Consider the following 24,909-nt stretch of genomic DNA (forward strand, 5'->3'; position numbering starts at 1 on the left):
CACATTCAGGTTGTTTCTTGACGTAGTTAGTGAGAACTTTCTTGATTTCGTTGATGACCTTTGAGTCGGAAAACTCACCTGCACCGTACATTTGGACTCGCAGGCTCAAACCCATGTTAAATACCACGCGCCGAAATCCTGCGTGTTTTGCCATCAAGGTCGCTTCTTGATTATTCAATTTGAGCGCTCGCTTGACGGCAAACATGGAACTGACTCTCAGCAATCAACTTTAGATAAGTTTAGCAAACTATTTGCCACTTAAGTCTTGCTCTTCGATCTTTTTGTCTGCGTTCCGGCGCTGCCGCATCTGCTTTGCCCTGGCTTGCAAATCGCTGAACCCCTCATCAGGTTCGGTTTCGCCAGAACTAGCACTCGCGCCAGGATCGATCGCGCTTTCTGTTTTTGAGTCGCTTTCCGATGCAGTCGCGGCGGCCCGCTGCTTCTGCTGTTTGGCTTTTAGCTGCAACTGAGCTAAGAATTCGTCTGCCTCGCTTTGGGCCTGGGGAAGAGCCGCAGCACCGAGCGTTATTTCTTGGGGATCCGACGGAGTTTTTTCAGAGGTATCTTTTTTGCTACTTTTGAGTTCATCTTTTTTGAGCTGCAATTCTTTAAAGAAATCTGATTCTACAATGTCTGCAACTTGTTGTTCTTTTTGGGCTTGGTCTATTTCGATTTTGAATACTTGTTTTACGCGATCGGTAATTGCTTTCCCGTATGCCGATTTATTAAATCTGTCTGCTGATACAATGCTGCCACCAGTTAGAATTAATGCTAAGGCTGGCGCTGCTACAGGCACCCACCCTCCCAACAGAAAAATCCCAAAACCGATCGCGCCACACCCCGACAGTATTGCTGCGAATGTCAGCGCCAGCTTCCATGGGTGAGCCATCCGCGATGCCATGGTTCCTCCCACAATTGACCATCCTGCAATCCACAGGATTTCTGCCCATTCCGGCCAAAACCAAAACATCGGTCTCTTGTCTAAAACAGCACTCAAAATTTGGCTAATTACTTGTGCGTGTACCACGATCCCCGGCATGAATTGGTTTTTTTGCTGCTGCCCACTGTAAGGAGTATAAAATACATCTTTAACGGTTTCTGTGGTGTAACCGATCAGCACTATTTTATCTTTAACTAAATTCGGACTGACTTTCCCTTGTAAAACATCGGTAATTGTGACTTTGTTTGCGACTTGGCTCCTGGAGTGATAATTAATTAGTATTTGATATCCCCTCGCATCGACATTGCTATATCCTCCGTCATTGCTTTTTAATTTTTTAAATTTGGTTTTTCCCAGCCATAAAGATTGATCTGCTGCCAGTCTGGGAAAAATTTTATACTTTTGCAGGTAGCGGAGTGATAGCTGGAGGTTGAAGGAAGTTAAAACTTGAGAATTGTCATTGCAAAGATGTTTTTCTACCGAATTATCGCCCTTAATTATCGGTGGTTTCATAAATAATAAAGCCCTGCGGAGTATGCCGCCCGGATCGATTCCAAAATCTGCAAATCCCACCCGGTTTGCTGACATTCCCGCAGGAGGGGGAGAACCGGGAGTGTCGGGGCCTCCGTCGGTGACTAAACATACCCCGATAATTCGATCGCTTTTTTGTAAAACTTTAGTTAATTCCTCACGCCCCTCTCCTAAAGGTACATCTCGCAGTACATCTAAGCCGATGACTGTCGGCTGCATTTTTTCTAGTTTTTGTAATATTTCAGCTATTTTGCGATCGGATATCGGCCATTGCTTTAGTTTCTGAATATCTGCTTCGGTAATCCCCACAATTAGCAAGCGCGGGTCTGGCTTTTCGTCGGGACGCCATCTCAGCATTTGGTCGTAAGCGCTTAATTCTACTGGTTCCAGTATTCCTAGGTGTCTAGTCCCGACCAACGATAATGTTACTGCCGCGGTGGCAATTAATACAGAGCTAACAACTGTTAGTGATGGTTTATACAGTTGACTCAATTGAGCCGCTGCCGAACGAATTTTGTCAGATAGAAATTTGTTAGATATTTTAGTCATTGCCACAATATAAAATTTTGACTCGTTTCACCGAACAGCAGTTATGTTGCTTGTCGGCACCTACACGAGACTTCCTCCATCTTAGAACACCCGGAAACTCCGACCGATTTGTAACAAAACTTTACATTTCGCTACCAGCGAAATGTATATGGAATAACAGTCGCGACCTCGACCGCTGGATTTACCGTCCCCAGAATCCAGTTGCAGCTCCAATTAATTAATGTTATTGATTTGTCAAGGTTCAAATTCTGTATCTGCGGTGTGAGACTAGCTTCTCAAAAATATTGGTCGCCAGCAGGGAGAAAAAATTTATGTACCAAAAAACATTTAAAGTTGATGAATCCGGGATTGTTGAAATTAGCATTCTCGCTACGGGGGACAGCAACAAATCACTAGAAGTTGGCAAGCGTTACGTGCGATCGTTTTCGATGATTTGCGAACCAGACGCTCGATCGGCAGATGGCAGATACAGTTGTTAAAGGGTTCGTACAGCGCATCGCACCCCAGCCAACTCTCAATAGCGATTTGGCAAATCCCGACCCGATGACGTGGCTCGAAGTTTATGCTAAAAATGAGATTTGGTACGAAACTCTCGCTACTTGAACCCAAATGCGGCGACAGACACCGAGATATGCGAGACCCAGAGCCAAGTAGACCTAATTGTTTCAGTCCCAAGGACTGGAATCAGTGGTAGGTCAATCGCTGGTTGAGTCTCTTTAAAAATCGCTATTTATTGAACTTTTTTCCTTCTTTTGATGGCGATGCGAACAATCAAAACTTGACCGGATCGCGCCCGGGCTGAGAACTCCAGACTAACAGTAGAGACGCGATCTATAATATATCTATAAGGTTGGTGAAAAAATGAAACGTTTTCTACATTTTACTGCACTCGCGATCGCTGTATGTGCGATCGCACTTAGTGTCCCCAGTTTCCTGCCACCGATGCAGGCAGTGCCTGCACCAATGCTGCTGAGTCAGAATGTTAAATTTAAACCTCCCGATGTAGACGCCCCCGACAACAGGCAATCGGCGACGCATCGAGGGAATGCTTGTCCGCAGGATTTATCTATTGTTCCTTTAATACCTAAAAGCAATGATGGTTTAACCATAGCAGAATCGCCAACATTCTTGGCCTATGTTTCTCACCCTTCGACTCAAGTGGAGTTTACATTGCAAGCTGACGATGGAAAAGGAATCGATGCTTATAAAACGACTTTCAAAGTTGACAAACCGGGGATAATAGAAGTCAGTATTCCCAACAAAGGGGAGGGCAAAAAAACTCTGGAGGTTAACCAGCGGTATCAGTGGTCGTTTTCCGTGGCTTGCAATGACGATCCGTCGGGAAATTATTTTGTTAAAGGGTTTGTGAAGCGCATTGAACCCGAGGAAACTCTCAAGAAAAATTTGGCAAATCCTGACCCTATGGCTAGGGCTATCGCTTATGCTGAAAATAATATTTGGTACGATACAATTGGTACTCTAGCCCAAATGCGGCGAGGATCACCCAATGATGCGAGTCTGAGGGCCGAGTGGAAGCAATTGTTGCAGTCCCAAAAACTCGAATCAGTTGCCGATCAACCGCTAGGTCAGTCTTTTTAAGCCTCCCTATTTCTCAAGGCTTTCTTTTGTCCTTCTTCTGAGGCTGTGAAGATTGACAAATTAAACCGATCGCCCGCTGCGATTCTTACTCCTAGTCTGGAGTAAAAATCCGAACCCTGATTTTATTCTATCTGGTGAAAAAAATGAAACGTTTTCTACATTTTACTGCACTGGCGATCGCTGTATTGGCGATCGCAATTACTGTCCCCAGCTTGTTTTCACCGATGCAGGCTGTCCCTGCACCAACTCCCCTGGGTCAGAATGTTAATTTCACACCCCCAGAGGTCACAGCCCCCGAGAACCGGCAAGGGGGAGCGCATCGAGGCTGTCAGTTGCAGGATGGTTTATCGATTACTCCCTTAATACCTGAAAGCAATATTGGCTTAACCCTAACAGAGTCGCCAACATTTTTTGTCTATGTTTCTCAACCGGCGGCTCAAGTAGAATTTGTTTTGCTAAACGAAGATGAATCCGAAGTAGTCTACGAATCTAGTTTGAAAGTTGACAAAGCTGGAATTGTGGGAGTTAGCCTTTCTGACAAAGGTAAGACAAAAAATATTGAGGTTGGTAAGCGATATGTCTGGTCGTTTGCACTGGCTTGCGATCCTCAGGAACGATCGGGAGATTATATTATTAAAGGATGGATGCAGCGAGTTGAACCGCAAGGAACTCTCAAGAGCGCTTTGGCAAATCCCGACCCGAGGGCGAAGCTGATCGCTTATGCTAAAAATGGCATTTGGTACGAGACTCTGGCGACTTTAGCCCAAATGCGTAGTGTCGCACCCGATGATGCGCGGCTGAAGACTGAGTGGACGCAATTGTTGAAGTCCCAAAAACTCGAAGCAGTCGCCGATAAACCCCTAGTTCAGCCTCTTTAAGCGTCCCGATTTCTCAAGGCTTAATTTGTCCTTCTTATGAGAATCTGAAGATTGACAAATTAAGCCGATCGCCCGCTGCGATTCAAACTCCTAGGGATGATTCATTCAGTTGACAGTTGACCGCTTGACAGTTGAGAGCGACCTCTACCTCGAAGGAAGAGGATTGGAGTAATGAATAGTCTTCTTTTAATTTCTCCCGATCGGGCGGGCGGGCTTTAAACCAATTCTTTCTGGTAAAAATGCCAGGCCCAACATTCCTGCTATGCCGTTAAAAAATGAAACGTTTTCTAAATGGGGTTGCACTGGCGATCGCCGTATTTGCGATCGCACTTACTCTCCCCAGTTTACTGCCACCGATGCAGGCACTGCCTGCACAAATTCTCCTGAGTCAGAATATTAATTTCAAACCTCCAGATGTTACAGCACCCAATAGTAGAGTAGCAGGGACTCATCGAAGCGGAGGTTGTGTGAAGGATGTATCTATTATTCCTTTAATACCTAAAAGCAATATTGGTTTAACCGTAGCAGAAATCCCAACATTTTTGGCTGACATTTCTTCTGCTGCGACTCAAGAAATCGAGTTTGCTTTACAAACTTACGATGGCAAAAATAACGAGGTTTACCAAACTACTTTCAAGGTTGACAAACCAGGGATAGTTGAGATCAATATTCCTAAAAAAGGCGATGGCCAAACATCTCTTCAACTTAACCAGCCCTATCAGTGGTCGTTGTCAGTGCCTTGCAATCAAGATTATTCCGAGGATTATCTGGTGACAGGATTTGTGCAGCGTATTGAACCACAGCCAACTCTTAAGGAAACTTTGGCAAATCCCGATCGGATGGCCTTGGCGATCGCCTATGCTAAAAATGGGATTTGGTACGATACTATTTCTACCCTAGCCCAAATGCGGCGACAAGCTCCTGACGATCCGATGCTGAAAGCAGAGTGGACGCAATTGTTGAAGTCCCAAAAACTCGAAGCAGTTGCCGATCAACCCCTAGTTCAGTCTTTTTAATCGAGACTATTTAGCCAAATCTAAAATCTAAAATCTAAACTCGCTTGATGACTAATAACTCTCCAACAATTCTCGCCCTTGATTTTGACGGTGTAATTTGTGACGGACTAATCGAATATTTCCAAACCGCTTGGCGTACCTACTGCCAAATCTGGCAATCAGTCGAAATAGTCCCCGATGCAGATTTAGCTTTGAGTTTTTACCGAGTGAGGCCAGCCATCGAAACCGGTTGGGAAATGCCCCTGCTGATTCGCGCACTGCTGACAGGAATTACCGAAGAGCAAATTTTGCTAGACTGGCCAAACATTGTCCCGCAGTTATTGACCGAAAATAATTTAAAACCCCAGTCTGTCGGCGCAATGTTAGACGGACTGCGCGATAATTGGATTGCTGAGGATTTAGCTGGGTGGCTGTCTTTGCACCGCTTTTATCCCGGAATAGCCGATCGCCTGCACTCGTTACAGGATAGTTCGGTCAAAGTCGCGATCGTCACCACCAAGGAAGGCCGTTTTGTGCGGGAACTCTTGCAGCTAGCGGGCGTACAAATGCCGTCGGAGTTAATTTTTGGCAAGGAATACAACAAGCCGAAACACCAAATATTGCGGGAATTTTTGGCAGCTTCTGGCAAAGATACGACTATTTGGTTTGTGGAAGATCGGTTAAAAACTTTGGTCTCGGTGAAGCAGCAGCCGGATTTATCTCAGGTGAGGTTGTTTTTGGCTGACTGGGGTTACAATACTTTGGCAGAACGGGAATCTGTGGCTCAAAATCCACCTGTTCAATTGCTTTCTCTGTCGCAGTTTGCCGGAGATTTTGTCGATTGGCTGCCTGACGAATGTTGATCTTAGACTTGTTGGGAGGGAGATTTTTTTTCGCTTAGCAGAGTCAAAAAAAATCCCCAAATTTTACACTTTTTTTGTTGACTTTTGCGGCGCTGGTATGGTATTTTTATATAATGGGATGGTTGCAAAAATAATATTTTTAAATATATTTCCATTATGATATAAATATAACAGGAATTCCCCAAAAAATCAAGCATACCGACAAAAAAAATCGATTTTTTTTTTGTCGGTGACTGTAATAAAATAGGTTCGTAGTGAGGACTTTAGTCCTTATTTTCCAGGTTCGTAGTGAGGACTTTAGTCCTTCTTTCCAGGTTCGTAGTGAGGACTTTAGTCCTTCTTTTCCCGAGGACTTGCATTCCGAACGATCGCACCAATCTGAGACTTAAAACCAATGCTAGATTTAACTAAAGCAGCCAAAGCAATGCAGGGAATGAGCCAGCATTTGAATGTGGAGGCTTTGGCGGCTCGCCAGCGTTTGCAAGTGGCTCAGAATTTGCTGGAACAGGCGGCAGTGGGACAAGAAAAATTGGTAGAATTGCAAGAGAGTTGGAGCGATCGCACTTTATTCAATGCAGCCACGCCGATCGAGCCATTGTCCGATCGCACCTACATCACCGCACCGCCCGCCGCCCACACAGTCTTCGCCACAGACGGATCGCAAATTTCACCCAGCCATCACGAAATCGCCTACTGCTACCTGATCAACGTCGGTACAGTCATGCTGCACTACGGCCAAAGCCGCCACCCAGTATTAGACAGCGTGCCCGAAGTTTTCTACAAACCAGAAGACTTGTATGCTTCGCGCCAGTGGGGAATTAGAACCGAAGAGTGGATGGGATACCGGCGCGCCGTTTCCGAAGCCATCGCCCTCGCGGAAATGGGCTGCAATTGGGCAAAATTTAACGACAATCAACTACCCGCGCCAACTTTGGCAATGGTAGATGGTTCCCTGATTTATTGGTTTTTGGAACAGTTACCTAGCGAAGCGCGCGATCGAATTTTGCAACCAATTTTAGAAGCTTGGGACAAATTGCGCGTAGCAAAAATTCCCCTATTAGGATACTTGAGCGCTTCTCGCAGCACCGAAAGCTTATCTTTTTTGCGGTTTCAAGCTTGCACCCACGAAGTACCAGACTGCATGACAAACTGCCCCAACGTCGGATTTTCTGCCACCAGTGCTTTCGATGAAAAAGCACCTTGTCAAGAATTTGAACCCCTACGAGATTCCGTCTTGTGGGCCACAATCCTGCTACCCGGACAAAGAAGCCCGTTGTGGAAATCCCACGCTCGAATTTTAGATTTATACGGTCTCAATCCCATCTATTTTTGTTACGTTCATGTTGGCACAGAAATTGCTAGAATAGAAGTTCCGGAATGGGTAGCACAAGATAAGACAGAGCTAGATTTAGCCTTAGGAATGATGCTAGCTCAAGTACACAAAGGCGGCGGCTATCCCGTGACGCTAGCAGAAGCCCACAACCAAGCAGTAGTCACCGGAGGCGATCGAAGTAGCTTTTTTGCTTTGTTAGAGCAGCAAATGATTAAAGCAGGTTTAAAAAATGTCGGTATTTCTAATAAGGAAACCCGGAAGCGCGGTAGTATTGCTTGAATTAAAAATAAGAGTTAAAAATGTTATATGCCAATAGAGTTAATTATCTTAATTGCTTCCTTACTTGTTTCTTGGCTGGTATTTAATTGGGCTTTTAAAGTATTGAAAGCCAGCGTTGGTACAGCGATTGCTCTAGCAGCAATTGTGCTGGCGATGCAGTTATTGTTTGGTATCGGGCCAAATCAACTTTTTCAACACATCACTCACCTGCCACAAACCCTTGGGAAAATAATTTTTGGCAGGTAATCCGATTTTAGATTTCAGATTTTAGATTTCAGATTTGTTCTCTCATCTAAAATCTAAAACCGCAAATCTGCCGACTTTAGGAAAAATATTCCTTTCTCCTTACTTCCTTCTGTCAACTGTCAACTGTCAACTGTCAACTGTCAACTGTCAACTGTCAACCGTCAACCGTCAACTGTCTAACTTCCCAGCATTTGCAGCTTGTACAAACTAGCATACAAACCTTCTTGCTGCAACAACTCTTCGTGGCTGCCAGATTCTACTAACTGCCCGCGTTTGAGCACCAAAATGCGATCGACATTTCGGATAGTCGAGAGCCTGTGAGCAATGATTATAGCCGTTCTGTCCGCCATCAAACGCTCCAGAGCCTCTTGAATCAAAGCTTCCGTTCCCACATCCAAACTAGCAGTCGCCTCGTCGAGCACTAAAATACTGGGGTTGCGAATGGCGGCGCGAGCAAACGCTAACAACTGCTTTTGTCCCCCCGAAAGATTCGTTCCCCTTTCCCGCAATTGCGTGTCATAACCTTGAGGTAATTCTTCAATTAAACGAGCAACATTCGTCTTTTCTGCTGCTGCTCGAATCTCCTCCATCGAGTAACTTTCGCCAAGGCTAATATTGCTCTTCACATCGCCAGCAAATAGAAAGCCATCTTGAATAATAACACCTACGTGTCTCCGCAATTCTGCTTGAGGTAAATCGCGAATATCTATACCATCGATCAGAATCCGTCCTCGGGTGGGCTCGTAAAGGCGGCACAAGAGACGGATGATCGAACTTTTGCCTGCACCAGTAGGGCCAACTAATGCTACTTTTTCGCCGGATTTGATGGTAAAATTGAGGTCTTGCAGAACATATTCGTTTTCTTTGTAAGCAAACCACACATTGTCAAATTGGATTTCTCCGGATGCAGCTTGCTTTGATTGGGCATGAGCAACTAGGGATTTTTGATTGTTAGCTGATAGGCGATATTCAGAAGTTACAGGAGTTTGATTACTTTCTACCAATTCTGGCTCATTTGAAGATAAATTATAAGCAAGTGCCTCTGGATGACCGGCCATCAGCAACGGCGAATAATATTCCCTTCTTCCTGCTTCCCTCTTCCCTCTTCCTTCTTGCTTCTTCCCTCTTCCTTCTTCCTTCTTCCATTTTCCTTCTTCCTTCGCCCCGCTAATTGGATCTTTAATTTCGATCGGTTCGTTGAGAATATCGCTAATCCGTTCGACTGCGGTAAATCCTGCTTGAATAGCCGTAAATTTCTCGGCAAATTGCCGCAGCGGATCGAAGAGACGCTGAGCAAATAAAATGAATGCAGACAGAGTACCAAAGTTAATTGTACCTTGCAGAAGGCTTTGACCGCCCATCCACAAAACGGCTGCAATCGCCACTAAAGCAATCCATTCTAATGTTGCAGATACGGCTGAGTCGTAAAAGATAGTTTTATCAACTGCTTTAATGTAGCATTTATTGGTAACGTTAAACAATTCTGAGTTGAATCTTTCCCGGCGGAATAGCTGCACTACGCCAATACCCGTCAGGTTTTCTTGCAGTTGGGCGTTGAGATCGGAAAGTTCTTCTCTGGTGGTGTAATTTGCTATGCGAAATTGGTTCTGAAAATAAATGATTATGGCGGCAATTGGGATCATCATTAATACCAACATTAAAGCTAGTTGCCATTGCATGGTAAACATGAAAATGGCAATTACTAATATTGAAAATAAATCGCTGACAATCCCGATCGCCCCTGAGGAAAAAACCTCTCCCAAAGCTTCCACGTCACTGGTGAGGCGCGTCATCAATCTGCCTACTGGAGTGCGATCGAAAAATCGCACCGCTAGCGAGGTGACGTGTACAAACAAATCATTTCTAATATCAGTAGTAATAATTTGCCCTACTTTTGTGACTAAATATCCTTGAACTGATTGCAGTCCCAATCTAAATGTTATAGTTAGCATCAGCAAGACTGCCAAAACATTTAATGCAGTAGATAAAGGCAATCCCTGTAAAAATTGATAGGTAGGTTCTGCTCGAATTACCGAAATTGCCTGTCCGATCAGAATCGGTTGAATTGCTCCTGAGACTGCTAGCGGTACTAATAGTGCGATCGAAATAATCAGCAAGCGTTTGCTGCGGGTTGCGTAAGATGCCAACCTCAGGAATAACCGCCAGTCTGTATCGCGGCGGGGTTGGTTTTCGGTGTCTGCTACTGGTGAGGAAATGGTCATTCGATTTTAGATTTTAGATTTTAGATTTTAGATTGCAGAAGCGAGCCTGCTGGTAAATTAGGGGGCTTTTGCTCAGGATAGTGAGCTTTTTTGCTCCGCAGCTTGTAGCGCGGGTGGGCGCTGGAAGTTCGATCGGTCTTTAAGCAGAAAACCTGTAGAATATATCCAAGCAATAATTGTAGCAAATACAGTCAGTTAAATCATGGAATCTTCTACAGCTACAGTAAATTCTTTGTCCCGACAGATAGAAACACCTAGATTGTATCTGAGACAATTTACTCCAGACGATTTAGATGAGCTGTACCGCATCTACAGCGATGCGGAAGTGATGAAGTATCTGAGCGAAGGCGTCAGAAATAAAGAAGAAACAGCAGCAGATTTATTTCAGATAATCGGAGATTGGGAAAAACATGGTTTCGGTTTGTGGGCTGTTGTCAACAAACAAAATAACCAATTGATCGGCGACGGGGGGCTTCGCTTCTTAGGCAAAACATCTGAAGTAGAAGTCGGTTACGTGTTAGCAAAAGCGTATTGGGGGAAAGGTTTAGCATCGGAAGTTGCAGCGGCGACGCTCAAGTATGGATTTGAAGTATTGAAACTAGACAAAGTTGTTGCAGTTGCAGATACCGAAAACAGATCCTCGCGGCGGGTAATGGAAAAAGTGGGGATGAAATACCAGCACATTTTTGACGATTGCGGTCGCGATCGAGTATATTATGCGATCGCAAGACTCTAATATTTTACCTCAAACGAAACCCAACTAAAATATTTTTAGCCAGACAAAATTTGAAATATTAAAGTTGGAGAGAATAGTTGCGATCGCCCGCCCCCAAAATATCGCCTCCCAGCGGGTGATGCAGAAAGTTGGTTTCAAATATGAAAACAACGCTCGTTATTATGAAACTGATGTAGTATGTTATTCAATATCGCGATCGCAATATTCTCAGGAGTAAAAATCTATGCGTAAACTTTTGTTGCAAATAGTGGTGCTAAGTCCAGTAATTTTAACTTTTTGCTGGATGAATCCTAAAAGTGCGATCGCCCTGGAAGTCGATCGCCAAACCAACGCACCAACTCCCACAAATGTCTCTCAATCGGCTGACATTGCACCGAGTAGCTGGGCTTTTCAGGCACTACTATCCTTAGCAAAACGCTACAGTTGCCCGATTGTCGCCCCAGTTGGTACTACTTTAGGCGATCGACCTTTAAAACGCTCTGAGTTTGCGGTAAGTTTAAATAGTTGTTTGGTAAACGTCGATCGGGCGATCGCAGCAGGTACGCCAAAAGTCGGCCCAGAAGATTTAGCCATAGTCCAACGTTTACAGACTGAATTCGCCCCTGAATTAGCGACGCTGCGGGGTAGAGTTGACGCATTAGAAGCTCGTAGTGGTGAATTGGAACAAAATCGAAATCCCCCCCTTTCAGAACCCAATTCTGTACCTTTACCAGCGCCTTCTCCCCAAACAGCCCCTCAGCGAGTGAGACTTAACCTTGACAGTCGCACTTCTGGGAATCTTATAGGACAAGATACATTAAGAACTAGAAATTTTGGCGGCATTAATCAGCCAGTAACTCCACTACCATCACCTACAACCACAGCCTTGCCCGCCCAAACCCAACAATTCGATCGCGAAGGATACAACCGCATTTATGACAACTCCTATCAGCGGGCTAGCAACAACCCGCTTTCCACATTTGGCATCGATGTCGATACAGCATCCTACAGCAATGTCCGACGCTTTATCAACAGCGGCGTGATGCCGCCCAAAGATGCAGTGCGCCTCGAAGAACTAATTAATTACTTTACCTACGACTATCCGCAGCCAAAGGGCGATCGACCTTTTTCAATTAATACAGAAGTCGCCAATGCTCCCTGGAATCCCCAACACAAATTAGTCCACATTGGTTTGCAAGGAAAAAGCATTTCCACCAAAAATTTACCGCCGAACAATCTCGTATTTCTGATCGATGTTTCCGGTTCCATGAATTCGCCCGACAAATTGCCGTTAGTCAAAGCATCTTTGAAATATCTCGTCAGCGAATTGCGAGCCAAAGATAGCGTCACTATTGTAGTCTATGCCGGAGCCGCCGGGTTAGTCTTGCCTCCAACACCGGGCAACCAAAAAGAAAAGATATTAGATAGCATTGACAAGCTAGAAGCAGGTGGTTCTACCGCAGGCGGAGCAGGCATTCAACTAGCCTACAAAGTTGCTAAAGACAACTTTATTAAACAAGGAAACAACCGCGTTATTCTGGCAACGGACGGCGATTTTAATGTTGGCGTTTCCAGCGATGGCGAACTCGTGCGGATGATTGAAGAAAAACGAGAACAAGGAGTCTTTCTGAGCGTCTTGGGATTTGGTACTGGCAATTTGCAAGATGCAAAAATGGAACAGCTAGCCGATAAAGGTAATGGCAATTATGCTTATATCGACAGTTTGTTGGAAGCCAAAAAAGTGCTAGTCACTCAAATGGGAGGCACGCTATTTACCATCGCCAAAGATGTGAAAATTCAAGTAGAGTTCAATCCAGCTAAAGTTCAAGCTTACCGTTTAGTTGGTTACGAAAATAGAGTTTTGCAAAATCAAGACTTTAACGATGACAAAAAAGATGCAGGTGAATTAGGTGCGGGACATTCGGTAACGGCAATTTACGAAATTATTCCGGTTGGTGTCGCCAGCGATGTCAAATTGCCGGAGGTCGATCCATTAAAATATCAACCGAATCCAGCCACTGCTTCTACCTCTCAAACTGATGAATTGATGCAGGTAAAGTTGCGTTACAAAAACCCCAATGAGACAGTGAGTCAGTTAATTACGCAGTCAGTAATCGACAAACCTGTGAAACTAGAAAATGCCTCTGCTAACTTCAGATTTGCTGCTGCTGTAGCTGCTTTCGGGATGGTTTTGAGAGATTCTGAGTACAAGGGAGCAGCTAATTTCGATCAAGTATTGAAGCTAGCTAGTCAGGCGAAAGGTGAAGACAAGGAAGGCTATCGGGCAGAGTTCATTCGTTTAGTTGAAAACTGCAAAACGCTAGTAGCAAAGATAGGAGTAAAGTAGTTTTGTAGGGTGTGAGTTACCTTGCTTTTACCCATCTATTTGTTACAAGCCTCGGGTGCATCTCACTTTATGCAAATATATTCGTAGGGGCGAAGCATTTCGGCAATAAATCTCTGGTTATGACTAACAAATTGTTTGCCGAAATGCTTCGCCCTTGCACTCATAGAGATGAACCCCCAGGATATGCCTTCAATTTTCCTGCTAGAATAGTGATTGTCCATCATGCAAGAGATAGAGACAGCCCGATTGTATCTGAGGCAATTTACGCCAGATGACTTAGACGATCTGTACCGTATTTACAGTGATGCGGAAACAATGAAATACTTGACAGGAGTTAGAACTAGAGAAGCAACAGAAAGCGCCATTCATGCTATGCTCCAACGTTGGGAACAAAATAACTTCGGAATGTGGGCTGTAGTACATAAAATAGATTGTAAAATGATTGGTCGCTGCGGGCTGGCTTTTCTGGACAAGACACCGGAAGTTGAGCTTGGCTATGCGTTTGATAAAGTTTATTGGAATCAAGGATTGGCGACAGAAGCATCTTTTGCTAGTCTAAACTATGGATTTAACATATTAAAGTTGGAGAGAATAGTTGCGATCGCCCGCCCGGAAAATATCGCCTCCCAGCGGGTGATACAGAAAGTTGGCATGAAATATGAAAAAAATGCTCGTTATTACGAAATTGATGTATTGTATTATTCTATTTTTCGAGAAACTTACAAGTCCGCAGTATCTTCGTAGGAAGAATCTGATTTTTGTAAAAAGCATTTTTCTTTGAGTGCTGTCCTGCTCGCGTATTGTACAATACGCGATCGGGGACAGCACTATAAATACCAAACTGAGATGTTCCCTAAATTACTCGCATCACAATCACAAATTAGCATTATTGTCTGCGGACAACTACGAAGTCCGTTGCAATTGCTTGTTAACCTTAATAATCTTCTTGTCAAAATACTCTTTTCTGTGTCCCAATCTTTTAGCCACTTCCAACCCCTTCTGATAAGCTTCCAAAGCTTTCTTGTAATCCTTCATTTCCTGATAAACTTGACCGAGATTGTCGTAAGCACTCATCAATCCGTACCAATTGTAAGCCCGTTCTTCCAACAACAACTGCATTTGATAGATTCGCACAGTCGGTTCTAGCTGTTTTTGCGATCGATAAAGCAGTGCTAATTTATCCAAAGCTTCGCTAGCTTGGGCGTACTGTTGAATGGGGACGGCTAAATTGTAGGCTTCCTGATAGTATTGAGCTGCTAAGTTGATTTGACCTATAGTTTGGTAATCGGTGCCGATCGCAATTTTGAGCGGTGGTATCGCAGCCGGGTTTTGCAGGTTGACATACACAGATGCTAGTTTTTCCCGGGCTGCGATCGCCTTTAGGGGCTGTTTCGACTGTTGGTAAACGTAGGCTAACTGTCTCAGAGTATCCACCTCAGTCGGAGGAGTTACAGGCTGTGGTGGCGCGCCATTTCCCGCCGTTACAGCAGAATTTGGTACAGCAGCATTAGCAGCAAATACAGCGCGGTTTTCCTGAATTAAAGTTGCCAATTCCTCATACACGGGAGCCGCTTTATCGTAACTCAGCCAATTGATGTGAACAAGTGCGATCGCCTTTAAAGTCTGACCCTGAGCCAATATATCTTGATTTTGGCGCGCATTTTCGAGGATTTGTTGGTAAACTTCTACGATCGGGCCTTTAGCGCGCACCTGCCCAAAAGCCGCAGCCAAAACCGGAAGCAACTCAGTATTTACCGGCACTTGCGATTTAACTTGTTTGTGAATTGCTTGCAGCCGTTTAGTAATAAGCTGAAGTTCCAGGTTTTTATTGCTACTCCAAGCCACACTTCCCACCCGACTCAAAGCAGCAATTTCCGCCGCCGGGCCAAGATATCGGCGCAGTCGCAATTCTCGAAACCAAATATCAAAAGCACCAGCCCCATCTCCAGCTTGCAGTTTAGCCGCTGCTTCTAAGCTTAGCTTTTCCAAAGCTGCACTCAGATCCTCCCGCTGAGTGCTACTCAAAGATTCAGTAGCGGGTTTTAGGGGATCGGGTGTGGTAAGTTCTAGAGGATTAGGAGAAAATTGATCGAGGGGTGGTGGATTAGTTTGGGCGCTAGCAATTGAACCAGTACACAGCCAGAAAAGCAAGCACCCAATTGGCAAAGAATTTCTCATTCTTAAAATTTGGTTGCCACCATTCGGCAGCCCTGCACGAAACATCAAGTTTTGCATACTTACAAAACGGTATAAATTATGTCACAAAGATGGCACACAAGCCAACTGTTCAACAATAGCAACAAAATAAAACTTACCGCACTGAGCAATTATTGGAATTTACAGGCTTTGGGCGATCCTCTTCGTTGGCGTAGCCCCCGTAGGGGCGGGCTTCGCCAACGCATTTTGCGCCTATTCAGTTTAGCTCTAATTTTCCTAACTGTATGCACAGCTTGCGCGGCCCCTCCCGCCGTTGCTAGAGATCGCTCTTTTCCTGAAATATCCCTAGGCTTTTTGGGCGAGTACCAATTGCCAAAAATCAACTTTGAAGGATCGCCAGTCGGCGGTTTATCAGGCATCACCTACGACGCCAAAGGTATTAGTGGTGTTACTTCCAAGGCTTATCGTTTTTACGCCCTTTCCGACGACAAAAGCGAAAACGGAGAAGCCAGATTTTACAGTCTCCGACTCGATCTTAAATCCAGCGATCCAGCCAATATTAGCCTCGAAAAAGTTTCTGTTGAAGGCGTTACATCCCTCAAAAAAGCAGACGGTGAAACCTTCCTTTGGGGTTCCATCAATCCCGAAGGTATCGCCCTGTCTCCACGGAATTCAGTATTTGTCGCCAGCGAAGCCAGCCCTCCTTTTGTCGGAGAATTTGACCTCACTACCGGGAAATTGCGAGGAAATTTGCCAATTCCCAAGCGTTACATCCCCGATACCAACGATGAACAACAACAGCAAGGAGTCCAGAAAAGTTTAGGTTTTGAATCCTTGAGTATCGACCCAGAAACCTTTAGTCCGGGCGGTTTAGATCCGTTTAGGTTGTTTGCAGCGACAGCAGCGCCGTTAATTCAAGATTTAGACCCAGAACAGGCAAGCAAACTCCGTCTTTTACATTATATCATCGTCGATAAAACTCCGCAATTAGTCTCGGAAAATCTTTACCAGCTAGACGAAGTTCCGATGACTGTTTTGAACGAATTAACAGAATTGGTAACGATTGGTGGAGGTCAATTTTTGAGTTTAGAGCGTTCCTTTGGGATATCGGGATACGGTGCTAAAATTTATCAAGTAGCTGTTGGGGCGGCGACAGATACTTCTAGAATCGAAAGTTTTAAGGGGCAACTAGGAATGGTTGAACCTGTGAGGAAAAAGTTACTATTAGACTTGAATGAACTCGGAATTCCGCTGTACAATTTAGAGGGAATGACTCTCGGCCCGCGTTTGCCAGATGGTAGCCAAAGTGTGGTTTTGGTGAGCGATGATAATTTTGAGGAAGCTCAGAAAACTCAGTTTATTTTGTTGAGTTTAAAAGGTAAAATTTAGGATGATGATGGGGAGCATCTCAGTTTTGCATTTAATAGTGCGAGCGTCCCCGCTCGCGAGTCCTGCAATACTCGCGAGCGGGGACGCTCGCACTACAATAAAAAATATTTTTTGCAACAATGAGATGCTCCCTGATGATGTTTGGTATCAGCAACCTATTGGCTCGGAGTCATTGGTTTGCTAGCAAGTTTTTTGGTGAGCATTTTAGTCCTAGTTTATGGATGCGGACTAAAGTCCTCACTACAAACCTTTTGCGTATTCATGAAATTAGTCAAAAAATTGGTTTTCAAACTTATTCTATATGCCTGCACGCCACAGTTTAAAATTACCAGATATCGAACTTTCTTATCTAGAATGGAACTCACAAACAGGGACAGAAAAAGTTCCGCGTTTGCTACTGTTGCACGGTTTAGCAGATAGTGGGTGTGTCTGGACGAGCTTGGGCAATTACTTGTCGAACCGCTATCATATTGTAGCGCCAGATATGCGCGGCCACGGAGAGAGTGACAAACCGGAAACCGGCTATACTTTTGCAAGGGCGATCGCAGATTTGGAAGCTTTGATGGCACACCTCAACTGGCAAAATGCCCACATTGTCGGACATTCTTGGACGGGAAAACTAACATTAATTTGGGCGCGGCAAAATGGCGATCGCATTTCGAGTATGATTTTAGTAGACCCAATCTTCATCAGCAAACTGCCCGCTGTGATGAAACTCAGTCTACCAATAGTTTACCGCAAATTAGACTGTCTCAAATGTATGGGCCCGTTTGCAACTTTAGCCCAAGCCGAAGCAGCCGCCAAACAATCGGGAGAATACGCAGGTTGGAGTGAAGTGCAACAAATGATCTTCCAAAACCAAATCGAACAAAAATTAGATGGAAGTTGGGGAAGTAAATTTGTGATTCCCGCCAGAAATCAGATATTTACCGAAGTGATGGAAGTTGCCGGTTTAACGGAAAATATTGATATTCCTACTTTGTTTGTACAGCCGGAAACAGGCGTAAATCGCATGGATTGGCAAATGCAGCCCTACAAAACATACTTGCAAAATCTGACAATTGTCAAAGTACCGGGGAATCACTGGTGTTTTTTGACTCAACCGGATAGTTTCAATCAAACCGTGGCAGATTTTTTAGAGGGCGCAACACTGTGAATTTAGAAATTATTGCACATCGGGGATTTTCGGCGATCGCCCCTGAGAACACTTTAGCAGCATTTTCCAGGGCGATCGCCCGCAAAGCCGATTCGATCGAGTTTGACATCCAGCTATCGGCTGACGGTGTGCCCGTCGTTTTCCACGACGCCACGCTGGATAGAATCACCGGAGTTTCTGGTAAAGTCAGGGAAACAAACCTGTCAGACTTGCAGAAACTCAATGCTGGTAAATGGTTCAGCGATGAATTTTCACGGGAAAAAATCCCCACCTTCAAAGAAGCCTTAGCTATCCTCAAGAATGTTGACAAATTTCTCTATTTTGATGTCAAGCCTCACTGCGAATGGTCGGATACAGAAGTTGCGGAGTTTGTCAATACTTTGCACCGTGCAGGAATTCAAGAAAAATGCGTTATTACCTCGTTTAGCGACAAATTTCTCGGACAAGTGCGGCGGCTAAATGGCGATTTGGCGATCGGACACATCGTTGCTAATCTAGAAGCATATAAAACTCAATTGTCTCAAGCTGTCGCCCATCGCGATAACTTGATTACCAGCCTGTATCGTGTTTTATTGGAAAATCCCGCACTAATTCCAGAAACCCGCAATCAAGGAGTTGACATTGTAGCGTGGACAGTGGACGATCGCGCAAATATGCAAAAGTTAATTGATTTGGGTGTAACTCGGATTGTCACTAATTGTTTGATATGATTTGTATCACTTGACATCTTGCACCACGATCGAGAACGGGCAAGATGCCCGTTCCACAAAACTCATTGCCTGTTCCACAAAACTCAATTAATAGATGAATTATTTTCGCCAAAGCATCCACGAAATGTCCGGTTACGTACCGGGAGAACAGCCACCGCTTGGCACAAAAATTATTAAACTAAATTCTAATGAAAATCCCTATCCGCCTTCTCCAAAAGCTTTAAAAATGCTTCAGGAAATAGACCCAGAAATGCTGCGGCGCTATCCAGATCCAACTGGTAAAAGTTTCCGCATCGCCGCTAGTAAAGCTTTGGGGGTTCCTGAAGATTGGATTTTGGTAGGTAACGGTAGCGATGATTTATTAAATTTGATAGTTCGTGCTGTGGGCGAAGCTGGGAAACCCGTTGTTTGTCCCTCACCTACCTATGTATTGTACCGCACGTTGGCAGAAATTCAAGATGCAAAATTTGTCGAAGTTCCCTATCCAGATGACTACAAATTACCCGTTAATTTGCTAATAGCAGCTAAAGGTGCTGTGACATTTATAGCTTCGCCAAACAGTCCGTCGGGAACAGCGATATCTGTGGCAGATTTGGAGAAACTTGCTCAAGAATTATCCGGCATTCTGGTCATTGATGAAGCTTATGTAGATTTTGCCGAAAATAATGCTTTGGAATTGACCAAAAAGTACAGTAATGTTATAATTTTGAGAACGCTTTCCAAAGGTTATTCCCTAGCAGGATTGAGATTAGGTTTTGCGATCGCAAATCCGGCACTGTTGGCTGAATTAAATAAAATCAAAGACAGCTACAATGTTGATGCTATAGCCTATGCGGTGGCGGCGGGGGCGATCGCAGATTCAGACCACAAAACAGCCAACGCCGACAAAATCAAGGCTTCCAGAGCAAAACTAGCCGTTAGTTTCCAGGACTTAGGCTTTGAAGTTTGGCGATCGCAAACCAACTTTTTGTTAGTCAGGCCGCCCAACGGCGATGCAGAAAGGATTTATCAAACACTCAAAGAACGGGGAATATTGATTCGATACTTCAATCAGCCGCGATTGGACGATAAATTGCGAATTAGTATAGGTACAGAAGAACAGAATCAAATATTACTTAAAACCTTGAAAGAAATCCTCTAGATAACCAGGTTCGTAGTGAGGACTTCAGTCCGCATCAGGTTCGTAGTGAGGACTTCAGTCCGCATCTATCGGAGGACTCGCATTCCTCACTACCAACCGTTTGATTATGGATAATTATTAGGATTGTCGATCGCCAATCCGGCAGACTGAGCAATATTCAGCAGTCTGTTGTCAGCCGAAACAAAAACCAGTTGAGTTTCCGACACCGAAATGAGAGTAGATTGAAACCGCAAAGCTGATGCTAACTGCACAGAATCATAAGCCCGCAGCGGATGCTGAATCACCAATTCGGTGGCTGTTTCTATCAAAGTTGGATTTATATCTATGACTCGGTATTCATTTTCAAAATCCTCCCTAACTTTTTGCACAATTAAATCAAAGCGCTCCGCAGACAAACTTCCATCCCGCAGACGGCGTGCAAAGGCGCTGTGTACCTCCACCCAAGTAATCTGGCTAATAACTAAATCGCTGTTGGTAGCAGGATCAGTAATCGATAAAATCCAGTCACTGCCTATTTCAGGCACATATCGTTTGACTAAAGCGCTAGTATCGAGAAAATAAGCATTTACCACGGGCCACGATCCTCGATAATGATTTCTGACAGAGGCTTACCTGGTAGCGGTTCCATTTTTTTCATCAATTCGCGCCACTGCTGCTCGCGTTTGATTAATTCGCCTCGATCGAGCTTATTCTGTTTTTTGGGAAAACGCACCAATCCTCGTACATCCATCAACTTAATCGCCTTTTCGCGATCGTCCTTCAATTCTTCCAGCGAAACATCAGCTACAATGTTAATTTGTACAGTTGCCCCATCTTGGAAAGACACGGAACTCAAGGGTCGAAAAACTCCGTTTTCGTAGACAGCAGTAATAGTTTCTGGCATAATTAGCCTCTTAATTAAATGCTTAGACTTATTGTACTTCTTTTATAGCTTGAAGTAGGGTGCGTCAGCTACGATTATTTTTGCTACAAACCCACAATCTCAAAACTGACACACCCGATCGCCAATGGTGCGTCAGAATCATACTTTCGGTGGTGATTTATCATCTCAAAACTGACGCACCCTACCACTAAAATCATCTTATACCAGTTTTTTATGAGGCTGCATAGAATTCCGATCCCCCCTAGCCCCCCTGGTTGTAGGGTGGGACAGGAAGCGCTCAAAGTCCCCCTTCTTAAGGGGGATTTAGGGGGATCGAGATATATGCAACTTCACATTAAATTGGTATTACTTCGTTGCCACCACAGCCAAATTCCAAGCCAACCGCTTCATCAAAGGCAACTTCTTCAAAAACCCATCCAACCCTTCCAAACGAGAATATTCCGGCTTCAATCTCTCTTGTTCGATAATAATCTTCTTCCAATAACGCTCATCATTCGGATGCACTTTTTCAATCAAATAAAAGCGTAAAAAAATCCACAACGATGTCAACCAAAACGTATCGTAAGCCGTCTCCGAAAACAAAGACTTGACAAGTTTGACAATATTAATGTCCAAAGGAGTTTCATCCTCAGTCCGCACCTCGGTCGCCATTCTGCGGTAAACATTAATCACCGGATTGTGCTTCATCGGGTCCCAAAAACAAGCTTTGCCGCCCGGTTTCAGGACGCGGTACATTTCGCGAATCGCTTTTTCTGGTTCCGGCAAATGGTGCAGCAAATTAGAAGCGTAAACAATATCAAAACTATTGTCAGGGAAATCCAGCGCCATGGCATTCACCGTACAACCTTCGATTGTTACGCCATTTATCTCTGCCAATTTCATGGCCACTTCCACCATGCCCTCAGAATAATCAGCCGCCACACAATGTGCACCTTTCTTCGCAAAATAAATGCTATTTTCTCCGGCGCCACAGCCTAAATCCAAGAGGCGTTTACCCGTGACATCGCCCATGTGCTGGACGATGAATCTATTTTCTGGGGCGGTGCAAGCTTCAAAGTAATCGTTGACACGGATGCCGTCAACATCGATTGTGGATGCCCAAGCATCGTGGAATTGTCGCTCTTTTTTTAAAGTTTCGTCTTGCATTTTTTTAATGTTTGTTGTTGGTAAAAAAAATGAAACCGCAGATGAACGCGGATTAACGCAGATTTATTGAGATTTATCTGCTTCGATGGGCGTTCGCCTGCGGTGTATTTTAGCAAGGATGGCTGAGAATCAATTTATCAGCGCTGTGCTTCTGCGACAACTTGATTTGCGATCGCAGTTGGCTGTTCGGAGGATTTTTCAGGATTAGGCTGCAATGACACGTACAGCCGATTTAAGGCGCTGATGTATGCTTCGGCGGAGGCGACGATGATGTCAGTATTGGCTGAGTGTCCAGAAAATACTTTCCCTTCGTGGCGCAAGCGAATTGTTACTTCGCCGATCGCATCTATGCCCGCTGTTACCGATTGTACAGAAAACTCGATCAACTCGTTTGGTACGTTTACCACGCGGTTAATCGCCCTGTAAATCGCATCTACAGGGCCGGTGCCGATCGCAGCATCGGTCAATTCTTCGCCCGCCGGATTCCGCACAGTAACCGTGGCTGTCGGCCGCGATTTGTCCCCGCAGGAAACCTGTACCAATTCTAACCGGAAAAGTTCCGGTGCTTGGTGGACTTCGTTATTGGCGATCGCCTCCAAATCCCAATCGGTAATCTCTTTTTTCTTGTCGGCTAAATCTTTAAACTTGACAAAAGCCTTATTTAGCTCATCATCTGCCATTTCAAAACCCAACTCTTTCAACCGAGTTTGAAATGCGTGGCGGCCGGATAATTTGCCCAAGATAATTTGATTTTCCGTTAAGCCGATCGACTCAGCGTCCATAATCTCGTATGTCAGCTTATTTTTCAGCACCCCGTCTTGGTGAATTCCCGACTCGTGGGCGAAAGCATTTGCTCCCACAATCGCCTTATTTGGCTGCACCAACATCCCAGTCAAATTGGAAACCAAGCGGGAAGTTTTGTAAATTTGGCGCGAGTCAATATTTGTCAGGGGTTCGTCAGAATCCGCAGGTCTTCCCAAGAACGGATTAAAATATTGGCGCCGCACGTAAAGCGCCATTACCAACTCTTCCAAAGCCGCATTTCCCGCCCGTTCCCCAATCCCGTTAATCGTGCATTCCAACTGTCTGGCGCCATTTTTTACAGCTTCCAAAAAGTTAGCAACCGCCAATCCTAAGTCATTGTGACCGTGAACCGAGATGATTGCCCGATCGATATTCGGCACATTTTCCTTAATTCCCCGAATCAAATCCCCATACTCGCTGGGAGTTGTGTAGCCCACAGTATCGGGAATATTCACAGTAGTCGCCCCGGCCTCGATCGCCCTTTCTAGAACCTGATACAAAAATTCGCGATCGGAACGACAAGCATCCTCCGGCGAAAACTCCACATCATCCACAAAAGACTTAGCATAATCCACCATTTCCGGCACAATTTCCAGAACCTCAGCCCGCGTCTTTTTCAGCTTATATTCCAAGTGAATATCAGACGTAGCCAGAAACGTATGAATTCGCGAATTTACCGCTGGTTTAATCGCCTCGGCTGCTGTTTTAATATCCGGCTTGCGCGCCCTTGCCAAACCGCAAATTGTCGGCCCATCTTCCGTCCCAACAGTCCGAGCTATTTTTTGGACAGCCTCAAAATCTCCCGTGCTAGTGAAAGGGAAACCTGCTTCAATCACATCCACGCCCAATCGCGCTAACTGACGGGCAATAGTTAGCTTTTCGTCCCCATTCAAAGATGCCCCCGGAGATTGTTCTCCGTCCCGCAAAGTCGTATCAAAAATAATAATCCGGTCTTGACTTGGTTGAGTTTTCATAGCTCTAAAAAAGTGTTGTCCTGATTTTTACTTGTCCCCTATTCTGGGCAATTAGTGCCAGTCACCAGTCTGGTGTTTCGCGCCCATAACGAATAATTAATAATCAATAACCCATAACGCCTGACTAATGACTGATGACCAATAACTAATGATTAATGAAATCGGACTGGTTCGGGTGTCAACTGTCAACTGTCAACTGTCAACTGTCAACTGACTAATAATCCATTTTCTCAATATGTTCCCGAATTTCATTTAGGTCTATATACCTATCAGTAGCATTTCGCAATTCTCTAGCAATCATTCCTTCGGTAGATACCACAGTAATGTGAGTATTTTTCGATCGCAGTAGCTCGATCGCCCTCTCAAAATCTCCATCCCCGCTAAATAGCACAACTTGGTCGTACTGATCCACCGTATTAAACATATCAACCACAATTTCTATGTCTAAATTAGCCTTTTGAGAATATCGGCCCGAAGCATCATCGTAATATTCCTTAAGAATCTTAGTGCGAACCGTGTAACCCAGACTGATCAAAGCATCTCGAAATCCCCTTTGATCTTGGGGGTCTTTCAAACCCGTATACCAGAAAGCATTGATCAAGATGACATTTGGCTGCGAAGTTTTGAAATATTCGAGCACCCTGCGTGGATCAAAAAACCAGCCGTTCTTTTGTTGAGCGTAGAACATATTGTTCCCGTCCACAAAAATAGAAAGGCGGTTCATTAAGTTTGTCATAGAACTTAGACCTAATAATTGTAGAAAGAAGTTAATCTAAATATCACATTTTAGCAATATGGAGCTAACTGAGGCAATAGATTAAACTTCAGAAAACTCCATCCCCCCAGTATTTCATATTTTTGCCTCTACCGCCAGAGGGCTCTTTTAGGGGTGCTTGGATTCGATCGACCAACCTTCAAAAACCCGACTCTCAGTAACTCGGTAGAGGCTGTGGTTTGAACCTCCCCAGGGCTAAAGCGACGGGGATTCGGGCCCACCCAAAAGGGCGACAGTGGGACATTCAAATATCCCTCTAGACCCTCAAGCTTGTGGC

General features: G+C 44.6%; 26 protein-coding genes. 16 read left to right on the forward strand and 10 right to left on the reverse strand.

The annotated features are described in order from the left end of the window. A partial coding sequence (locus tag JGK14_RS24765; RefSeq protein ID WP_442921479.1) for a helix-turn-helix domain-containing protein occupies nt 1-223 on the reverse strand: 223 nt, incomplete at its 3' end. Nucleotides 224-247: 24 nt separating this feature from the next. Beyond that, complete coding sequence (locus tag JGK14_RS24770; RefSeq protein ID WP_325315600.1) at nt 248-2,020, reverse strand: CHASE2 domain-containing protein; 1,773 nt, start codon at nt 2,018-2,020, stop codon at nt 248-250. Nucleotides 2,021-2,331: 311 nt separating this feature from the next. Between JGK14_RS24770 and JGK14_RS24775 the strand changes: the two genes are divergently transcribed. The 8 genes from JGK14_RS24775 (at nt 2,332) to JGK14_RS24810 (ending at nt 8,213) form a co-directional block, all read left to right on the forward strand. Continuing rightward, nucleotides 2,332-2,499 (forward strand): DUF928 domain-containing protein, encoded by a 168-nt coding sequence (locus tag JGK14_RS24775; protein WP_293147650.1) that lies wholly within the window; start codon nt 2,332-2,334, stop codon nt 2,497-2,499. Then, nucleotides 2,480-2,623, forward strand: a complete 144-nt coding sequence (locus tag JGK14_RS24780; RefSeq protein ID WP_293147648.1) for a DUF928 domain-containing protein — start codon at nt 2,480-2,482, stop codon at nt 2,621-2,623. Before JGK14_RS24775 ends, JGK14_RS24780 begins: the two co-directional genes overlap by 20 nt. Nucleotides 2,624-2,881: 258 nt before the next feature. Next, nucleotides 2,882-3,619, forward strand: coding sequence for a DUF928 domain-containing protein (locus JGK14_RS24785; RefSeq protein ID WP_293192845.1), 738 nt, complete (start codon nt 2,882-2,884; stop codon nt 3,617-3,619). Nucleotides 3,620-3,762: 143 nt separating this feature from the next. Continuing rightward, nucleotides 3,763-4,497 carry a DUF928 domain-containing protein gene (locus tag JGK14_RS24790; protein WP_293192848.1) on the forward strand — a complete coding sequence of 245 codons (735 nt, stop codon included), beginning with the start codon at nt 3,763-3,765 and terminating at the stop codon, nt 4,495-4,497. Between the two features lie 275 nt (nt 4,498-4,772). After that, complete coding sequence (locus tag JGK14_RS24795) at nt 4,773-5,513, forward strand: DUF928 domain-containing protein (protein WP_325315601.1); 741 nt, start codon at nt 4,773-4,775, stop codon at nt 5,511-5,513. A gap of 47 nt (nt 5,514-5,560) precedes the next feature. Then, nucleotides 5,561-6,355 carry an HAD family hydrolase gene (locus tag JGK14_RS24800; protein WP_293212729.1) on the forward strand — a complete coding sequence of 265 codons (795 nt, stop codon included), beginning with the start codon at nt 5,561-5,563 and terminating at the stop codon, nt 6,353-6,355. A 394-nt stretch (nt 6,356-6,749) separates the two neighbouring features. Continuing rightward, nucleotides 6,750-7,967, forward strand: a complete 1,218-nt coding sequence (locus JGK14_RS24805) for a DNA double-strand break repair nuclease NurA (RefSeq protein ID WP_293180158.1) — start codon at nt 6,750-6,752, stop codon at nt 7,965-7,967. A 27-nt stretch (nt 7,968-7,994) separates the two neighbouring features. Continuing rightward, nucleotides 7,995-8,213: a hypothetical protein gene (locus tag JGK14_RS24810; RefSeq protein ID WP_293180155.1), complete on the forward strand. Its 219-nt coding sequence runs from the start codon at nt 7,995-7,997 to the stop codon at nt 8,211-8,213. A gap of 176 nt (nt 8,214-8,389) precedes the next feature. On the opposite strand, the gene JGK14_RS24815 is transcribed toward JGK14_RS24810, so the two are convergent. Continuing rightward, complete coding sequence (locus JGK14_RS24815) at nt 8,390-10,435, reverse strand: ABC transporter ATP-binding protein (protein WP_293180152.1); 2,046 nt, start codon at nt 10,433-10,435, stop codon at nt 8,390-8,392. Nucleotides 10,436-10,637: 202 nt separating this feature from the next. On the opposite strand from JGK14_RS24815, the gene JGK14_RS24820 reads away from it, so the two are divergent. The 4 genes from JGK14_RS24820 to JGK14_RS24835 all read left to right on the forward strand — a co-directional run bounded on the left by JGK14_RS24820 (nt 10,638) and on the right by JGK14_RS24835 (nt 14,241). After that, nucleotides 10,638-11,171 carry a GNAT family N-acetyltransferase gene (locus JGK14_RS24820; protein WP_293219167.1) on the forward strand — a complete coding sequence of 178 codons (534 nt, stop codon included), beginning with the start codon at nt 10,638-10,640 and terminating at the stop codon, nt 11,169-11,171. Between the two features lie 55 nt (nt 11,172-11,226). Continuing rightward, nucleotides 11,227-11,388 carry a GNAT family N-acetyltransferase gene (locus JGK14_RS24825; protein ID WP_293180282.1) on the forward strand — a complete coding sequence of 54 codons (162 nt, stop codon included), beginning with the start codon at nt 11,227-11,229 and terminating at the stop codon, nt 11,386-11,388. Between the two features lie 6 nt (nt 11,389-11,394). After that, a complete protein-coding gene (locus JGK14_RS24830; RefSeq protein WP_293206314.1) occupies nt 11,395-13,497 on the forward strand; it encodes a VWA domain-containing protein in 2,103 nt (700 codons plus the stop codon). A gap of 222 nt (nt 13,498-13,719) precedes the next feature. After that, nucleotides 13,720-14,241: a GNAT family N-acetyltransferase gene (locus tag JGK14_RS24835; RefSeq protein ID WP_293326500.1), complete on the forward strand. Its 522-nt coding sequence runs from the start codon at nt 13,720-13,722 to the stop codon at nt 14,239-14,241. A gap of 159 nt (nt 14,242-14,400) precedes the next feature. Here JGK14_RS24835 and JGK14_RS24840 read toward each other — a convergent pair whose 3' ends face one another. Next, entirely contained in the window at nt 14,401-15,732 is a 1,332-nt protein-coding gene (locus JGK14_RS24840) for a tetratricopeptide repeat protein (protein WP_293242915.1), read from the reverse strand. A 21-nt stretch (nt 15,733-15,753) separates the two neighbouring features. On the opposite strand from JGK14_RS24840, the gene JGK14_RS24845 reads away from it, so the two are divergent. The 4 genes from JGK14_RS24845 to hisC all read left to right on the forward strand — a co-directional run bounded on the left by JGK14_RS24845 (nt 15,754) and on the right by hisC (nt 20,050). Next, the gene (locus tag JGK14_RS24845; protein ID WP_293242912.1) at nt 15,754-17,043 is read left to right on the forward strand and encodes an esterase-like activity of phytase family protein; all 1,290 of its coding nucleotides are present in this window, start codon (nt 15,754-15,756) and stop codon (nt 17,041-17,043) included. 301 nt (nt 17,044-17,344) lie between these two features. After that, nucleotides 17,345-18,199, forward strand: coding sequence for an alpha/beta fold hydrolase (locus JGK14_RS24850; protein ID WP_325315602.1), 855 nt, complete (start codon nt 17,345-17,347; stop codon nt 18,197-18,199). Further along, the gene (locus JGK14_RS24855) at nt 18,196-18,909 is read left to right on the forward strand and encodes a glycerophosphodiester phosphodiesterase (RefSeq protein ID WP_293242906.1); all 714 of its coding nucleotides are present in this window, start codon (nt 18,196-18,198) and stop codon (nt 18,907-18,909) included. Before JGK14_RS24850 ends, JGK14_RS24855 begins: the two co-directional genes overlap by 4 nt. A 94-nt stretch (nt 18,910-19,003) precedes the next feature. Continuing rightward, entirely contained in the window at nt 19,004-20,050 is a 1,047-nt protein-coding gene (gene hisC, locus JGK14_RS24860) for a histidinol-phosphate transaminase (RefSeq protein WP_293242904.1), read from the forward strand. A 104-nt stretch (nt 20,051-20,154) separates the two neighbouring features. On the opposite strand, the gene JGK14_RS24865 is transcribed toward hisC, so the two are convergent. The 6 genes from JGK14_RS24865 to JGK14_RS24890 all read right to left on the reverse strand — a co-directional run. Further along, nucleotides 20,155-20,622, reverse strand: coding sequence for a type II toxin-antitoxin system VapC family toxin (locus JGK14_RS24865; protein ID WP_293203445.1), 468 nt, complete (start codon nt 20,620-20,622; stop codon nt 20,155-20,157). Continuing rightward, entirely contained in the window at nt 20,616-20,933 is a 318-nt protein-coding gene (locus JGK14_RS24870; protein ID WP_293203443.1) for an antitoxin family protein, read from the reverse strand. Before JGK14_RS24870 ends, JGK14_RS24865 begins: the two co-directional genes overlap by 7 nt. Before the next feature lie 345 nt (nt 20,934-21,278). After that, nucleotides 21,279-22,079, reverse strand: coding sequence for a class I SAM-dependent methyltransferase (locus JGK14_RS24875; protein ID WP_293180119.1), 801 nt, complete (start codon nt 22,077-22,079; stop codon nt 21,279-21,281). A gap of 137 nt (nt 22,080-22,216) precedes the next feature. After that, the gene (locus tag JGK14_RS24880) at nt 22,217-23,857 is read right to left on the reverse strand and encodes a 2-isopropylmalate synthase (RefSeq protein ID WP_293180116.1); all 1,641 of its coding nucleotides are present in this window, start codon (nt 23,855-23,857) and stop codon (nt 22,217-22,219) included. Between the two features lie 214 nt (nt 23,858-24,071). Further along, a complete protein-coding gene (locus JGK14_RS24885; RefSeq protein WP_006633075.1) occupies nt 24,072-24,593 on the reverse strand; it encodes a LabA-like NYN domain-containing protein in 522 nt (173 codons plus the stop codon). A gap of 128 nt (nt 24,594-24,721) precedes the next feature. Beyond that, a partial coding sequence (locus tag JGK14_RS24890) for a hypothetical protein (protein WP_293180113.1) occupies nt 24,722-24,909 on the reverse strand: 188 nt, incomplete at its 5' end.

The organism is Microcoleus sp. PH2017_28_MFU_U_A, from assembly GCF_020738035.1.
GTDB lineage: Bacteria > Cyanobacteriota > Cyanobacteriia > Cyanobacteriales > Microcoleaceae > Microcoleus.

Excerpts from the sequence above, each read along its gene's own strand:
- JGK14_RS24770 (WP_325315600.1), bottom strand. The coding sequence starts at position 2,020 with ATGACTAAAATATCTAACAAATTTCTATCTGACAAAATTCGTTCGGCA.
- JGK14_RS24775 (WP_293147650.1), top strand. The coding sequence starts at position 2,332 with ATGTACCAAAAAACATTTAAAGTTGATGAATCCGGGATTGTTGAAATT.
- JGK14_RS24780 (WP_293147648.1), top strand. The coding sequence starts at position 2,480 with ATGGCAGATACAGTTGTTAAAGGGTTCGTACAGCGCATCGCACCCCAG.
- JGK14_RS24785 (WP_293192845.1), top strand. The coding sequence starts at position 2,882 with ATGAAACGTTTTCTACATTTTACTGCACTCGCGATCGCTGTATGTGCG.
- JGK14_RS24790 (WP_293192848.1), top strand. The coding sequence starts at position 3,763 with ATGAAACGTTTTCTACATTTTACTGCACTGGCGATCGCTGTATTGGCG.
- JGK14_RS24795 (WP_325315601.1), top strand. The coding sequence starts at position 4,773 with ATGAAACGTTTTCTAAATGGGGTTGCACTGGCGATCGCCGTATTTGCG.
- JGK14_RS24800 (WP_293212729.1), top strand. The coding sequence starts at position 5,561 with ATGACTAATAACTCTCCAACAATTCTCGCCCTTGATTTTGACGGTGTA.
- JGK14_RS24805 (WP_293180158.1), top strand. The coding sequence starts at position 6,750 with ATGCTAGATTTAACTAAAGCAGCCAAAGCAATGCAGGGAATGAGCCAG.
- JGK14_RS24810 (WP_293180155.1), top strand. The coding sequence starts at position 7,995 with ATGCCAATAGAGTTAATTATCTTAATTGCTTCCTTACTTGTTTCTTGG.
- JGK14_RS24815 (WP_293180152.1), bottom strand. The coding sequence starts at position 10,435 with ATGACCATTTCCTCACCAGTAGCAGACACCGAAAACCAACCCCGCCGC.
- JGK14_RS24820 (WP_293219167.1), top strand. The coding sequence starts at position 10,638 with ATGGAATCTTCTACAGCTACAGTAAATTCTTTGTCCCGACAGATAGAA.
- JGK14_RS24830 (WP_293206314.1), top strand. The coding sequence starts at position 11,395 with ATGCGTAAACTTTTGTTGCAAATAGTGGTGCTAAGTCCAGTAATTTTA.
- JGK14_RS24835 (WP_293326500.1), top strand. The coding sequence starts at position 13,720 with ATGCAAGAGATAGAGACAGCCCGATTGTATCTGAGGCAATTTACGCCA.
- JGK14_RS24840 (WP_293242915.1), bottom strand. The coding sequence starts at position 15,732 with ATGCAAAACTTGATGTTTCGTGCAGGGCTGCCGAATGGTGGCAACCAA.
- JGK14_RS24845 (WP_293242912.1), top strand. The coding sequence starts at position 15,754 with ATGTCACAAAGATGGCACACAAGCCAACTGTTCAACAATAGCAACAAA.
- JGK14_RS24850 (WP_325315602.1), top strand. The coding sequence starts at position 17,345 with ATGCCTGCACGCCACAGTTTAAAATTACCAGATATCGAACTTTCTTAT.
- hisC (WP_293242904.1), top strand. The coding sequence starts at position 19,004 with ATGAATTATTTTCGCCAAAGCATCCACGAAATGTCCGGTTACGTACCG.
- JGK14_RS24870 (WP_293203443.1), bottom strand. The coding sequence starts at position 20,933 with ATGCCAGAAACTATTACTGCTGTCTACGAAAACGGAGTTTTTCGACCC.
- JGK14_RS24875 (WP_293180119.1), bottom strand. The coding sequence starts at position 22,079 with ATGCAAGACGAAACTTTAAAAAAAGAGCGACAATTCCACGATGCTTGG.
- JGK14_RS24880 (WP_293180116.1), bottom strand. The coding sequence starts at position 23,857 with ATGAAAACTCAACCAAGTCAAGACCGGATTATTATTTTTGATACGACT.
- JGK14_RS24885 (WP_006633075.1), bottom strand. The coding sequence starts at position 24,593 with ATGACAAACTTAATGAACCGCCTTTCTATTTTTGTGGACGGGAACAAT.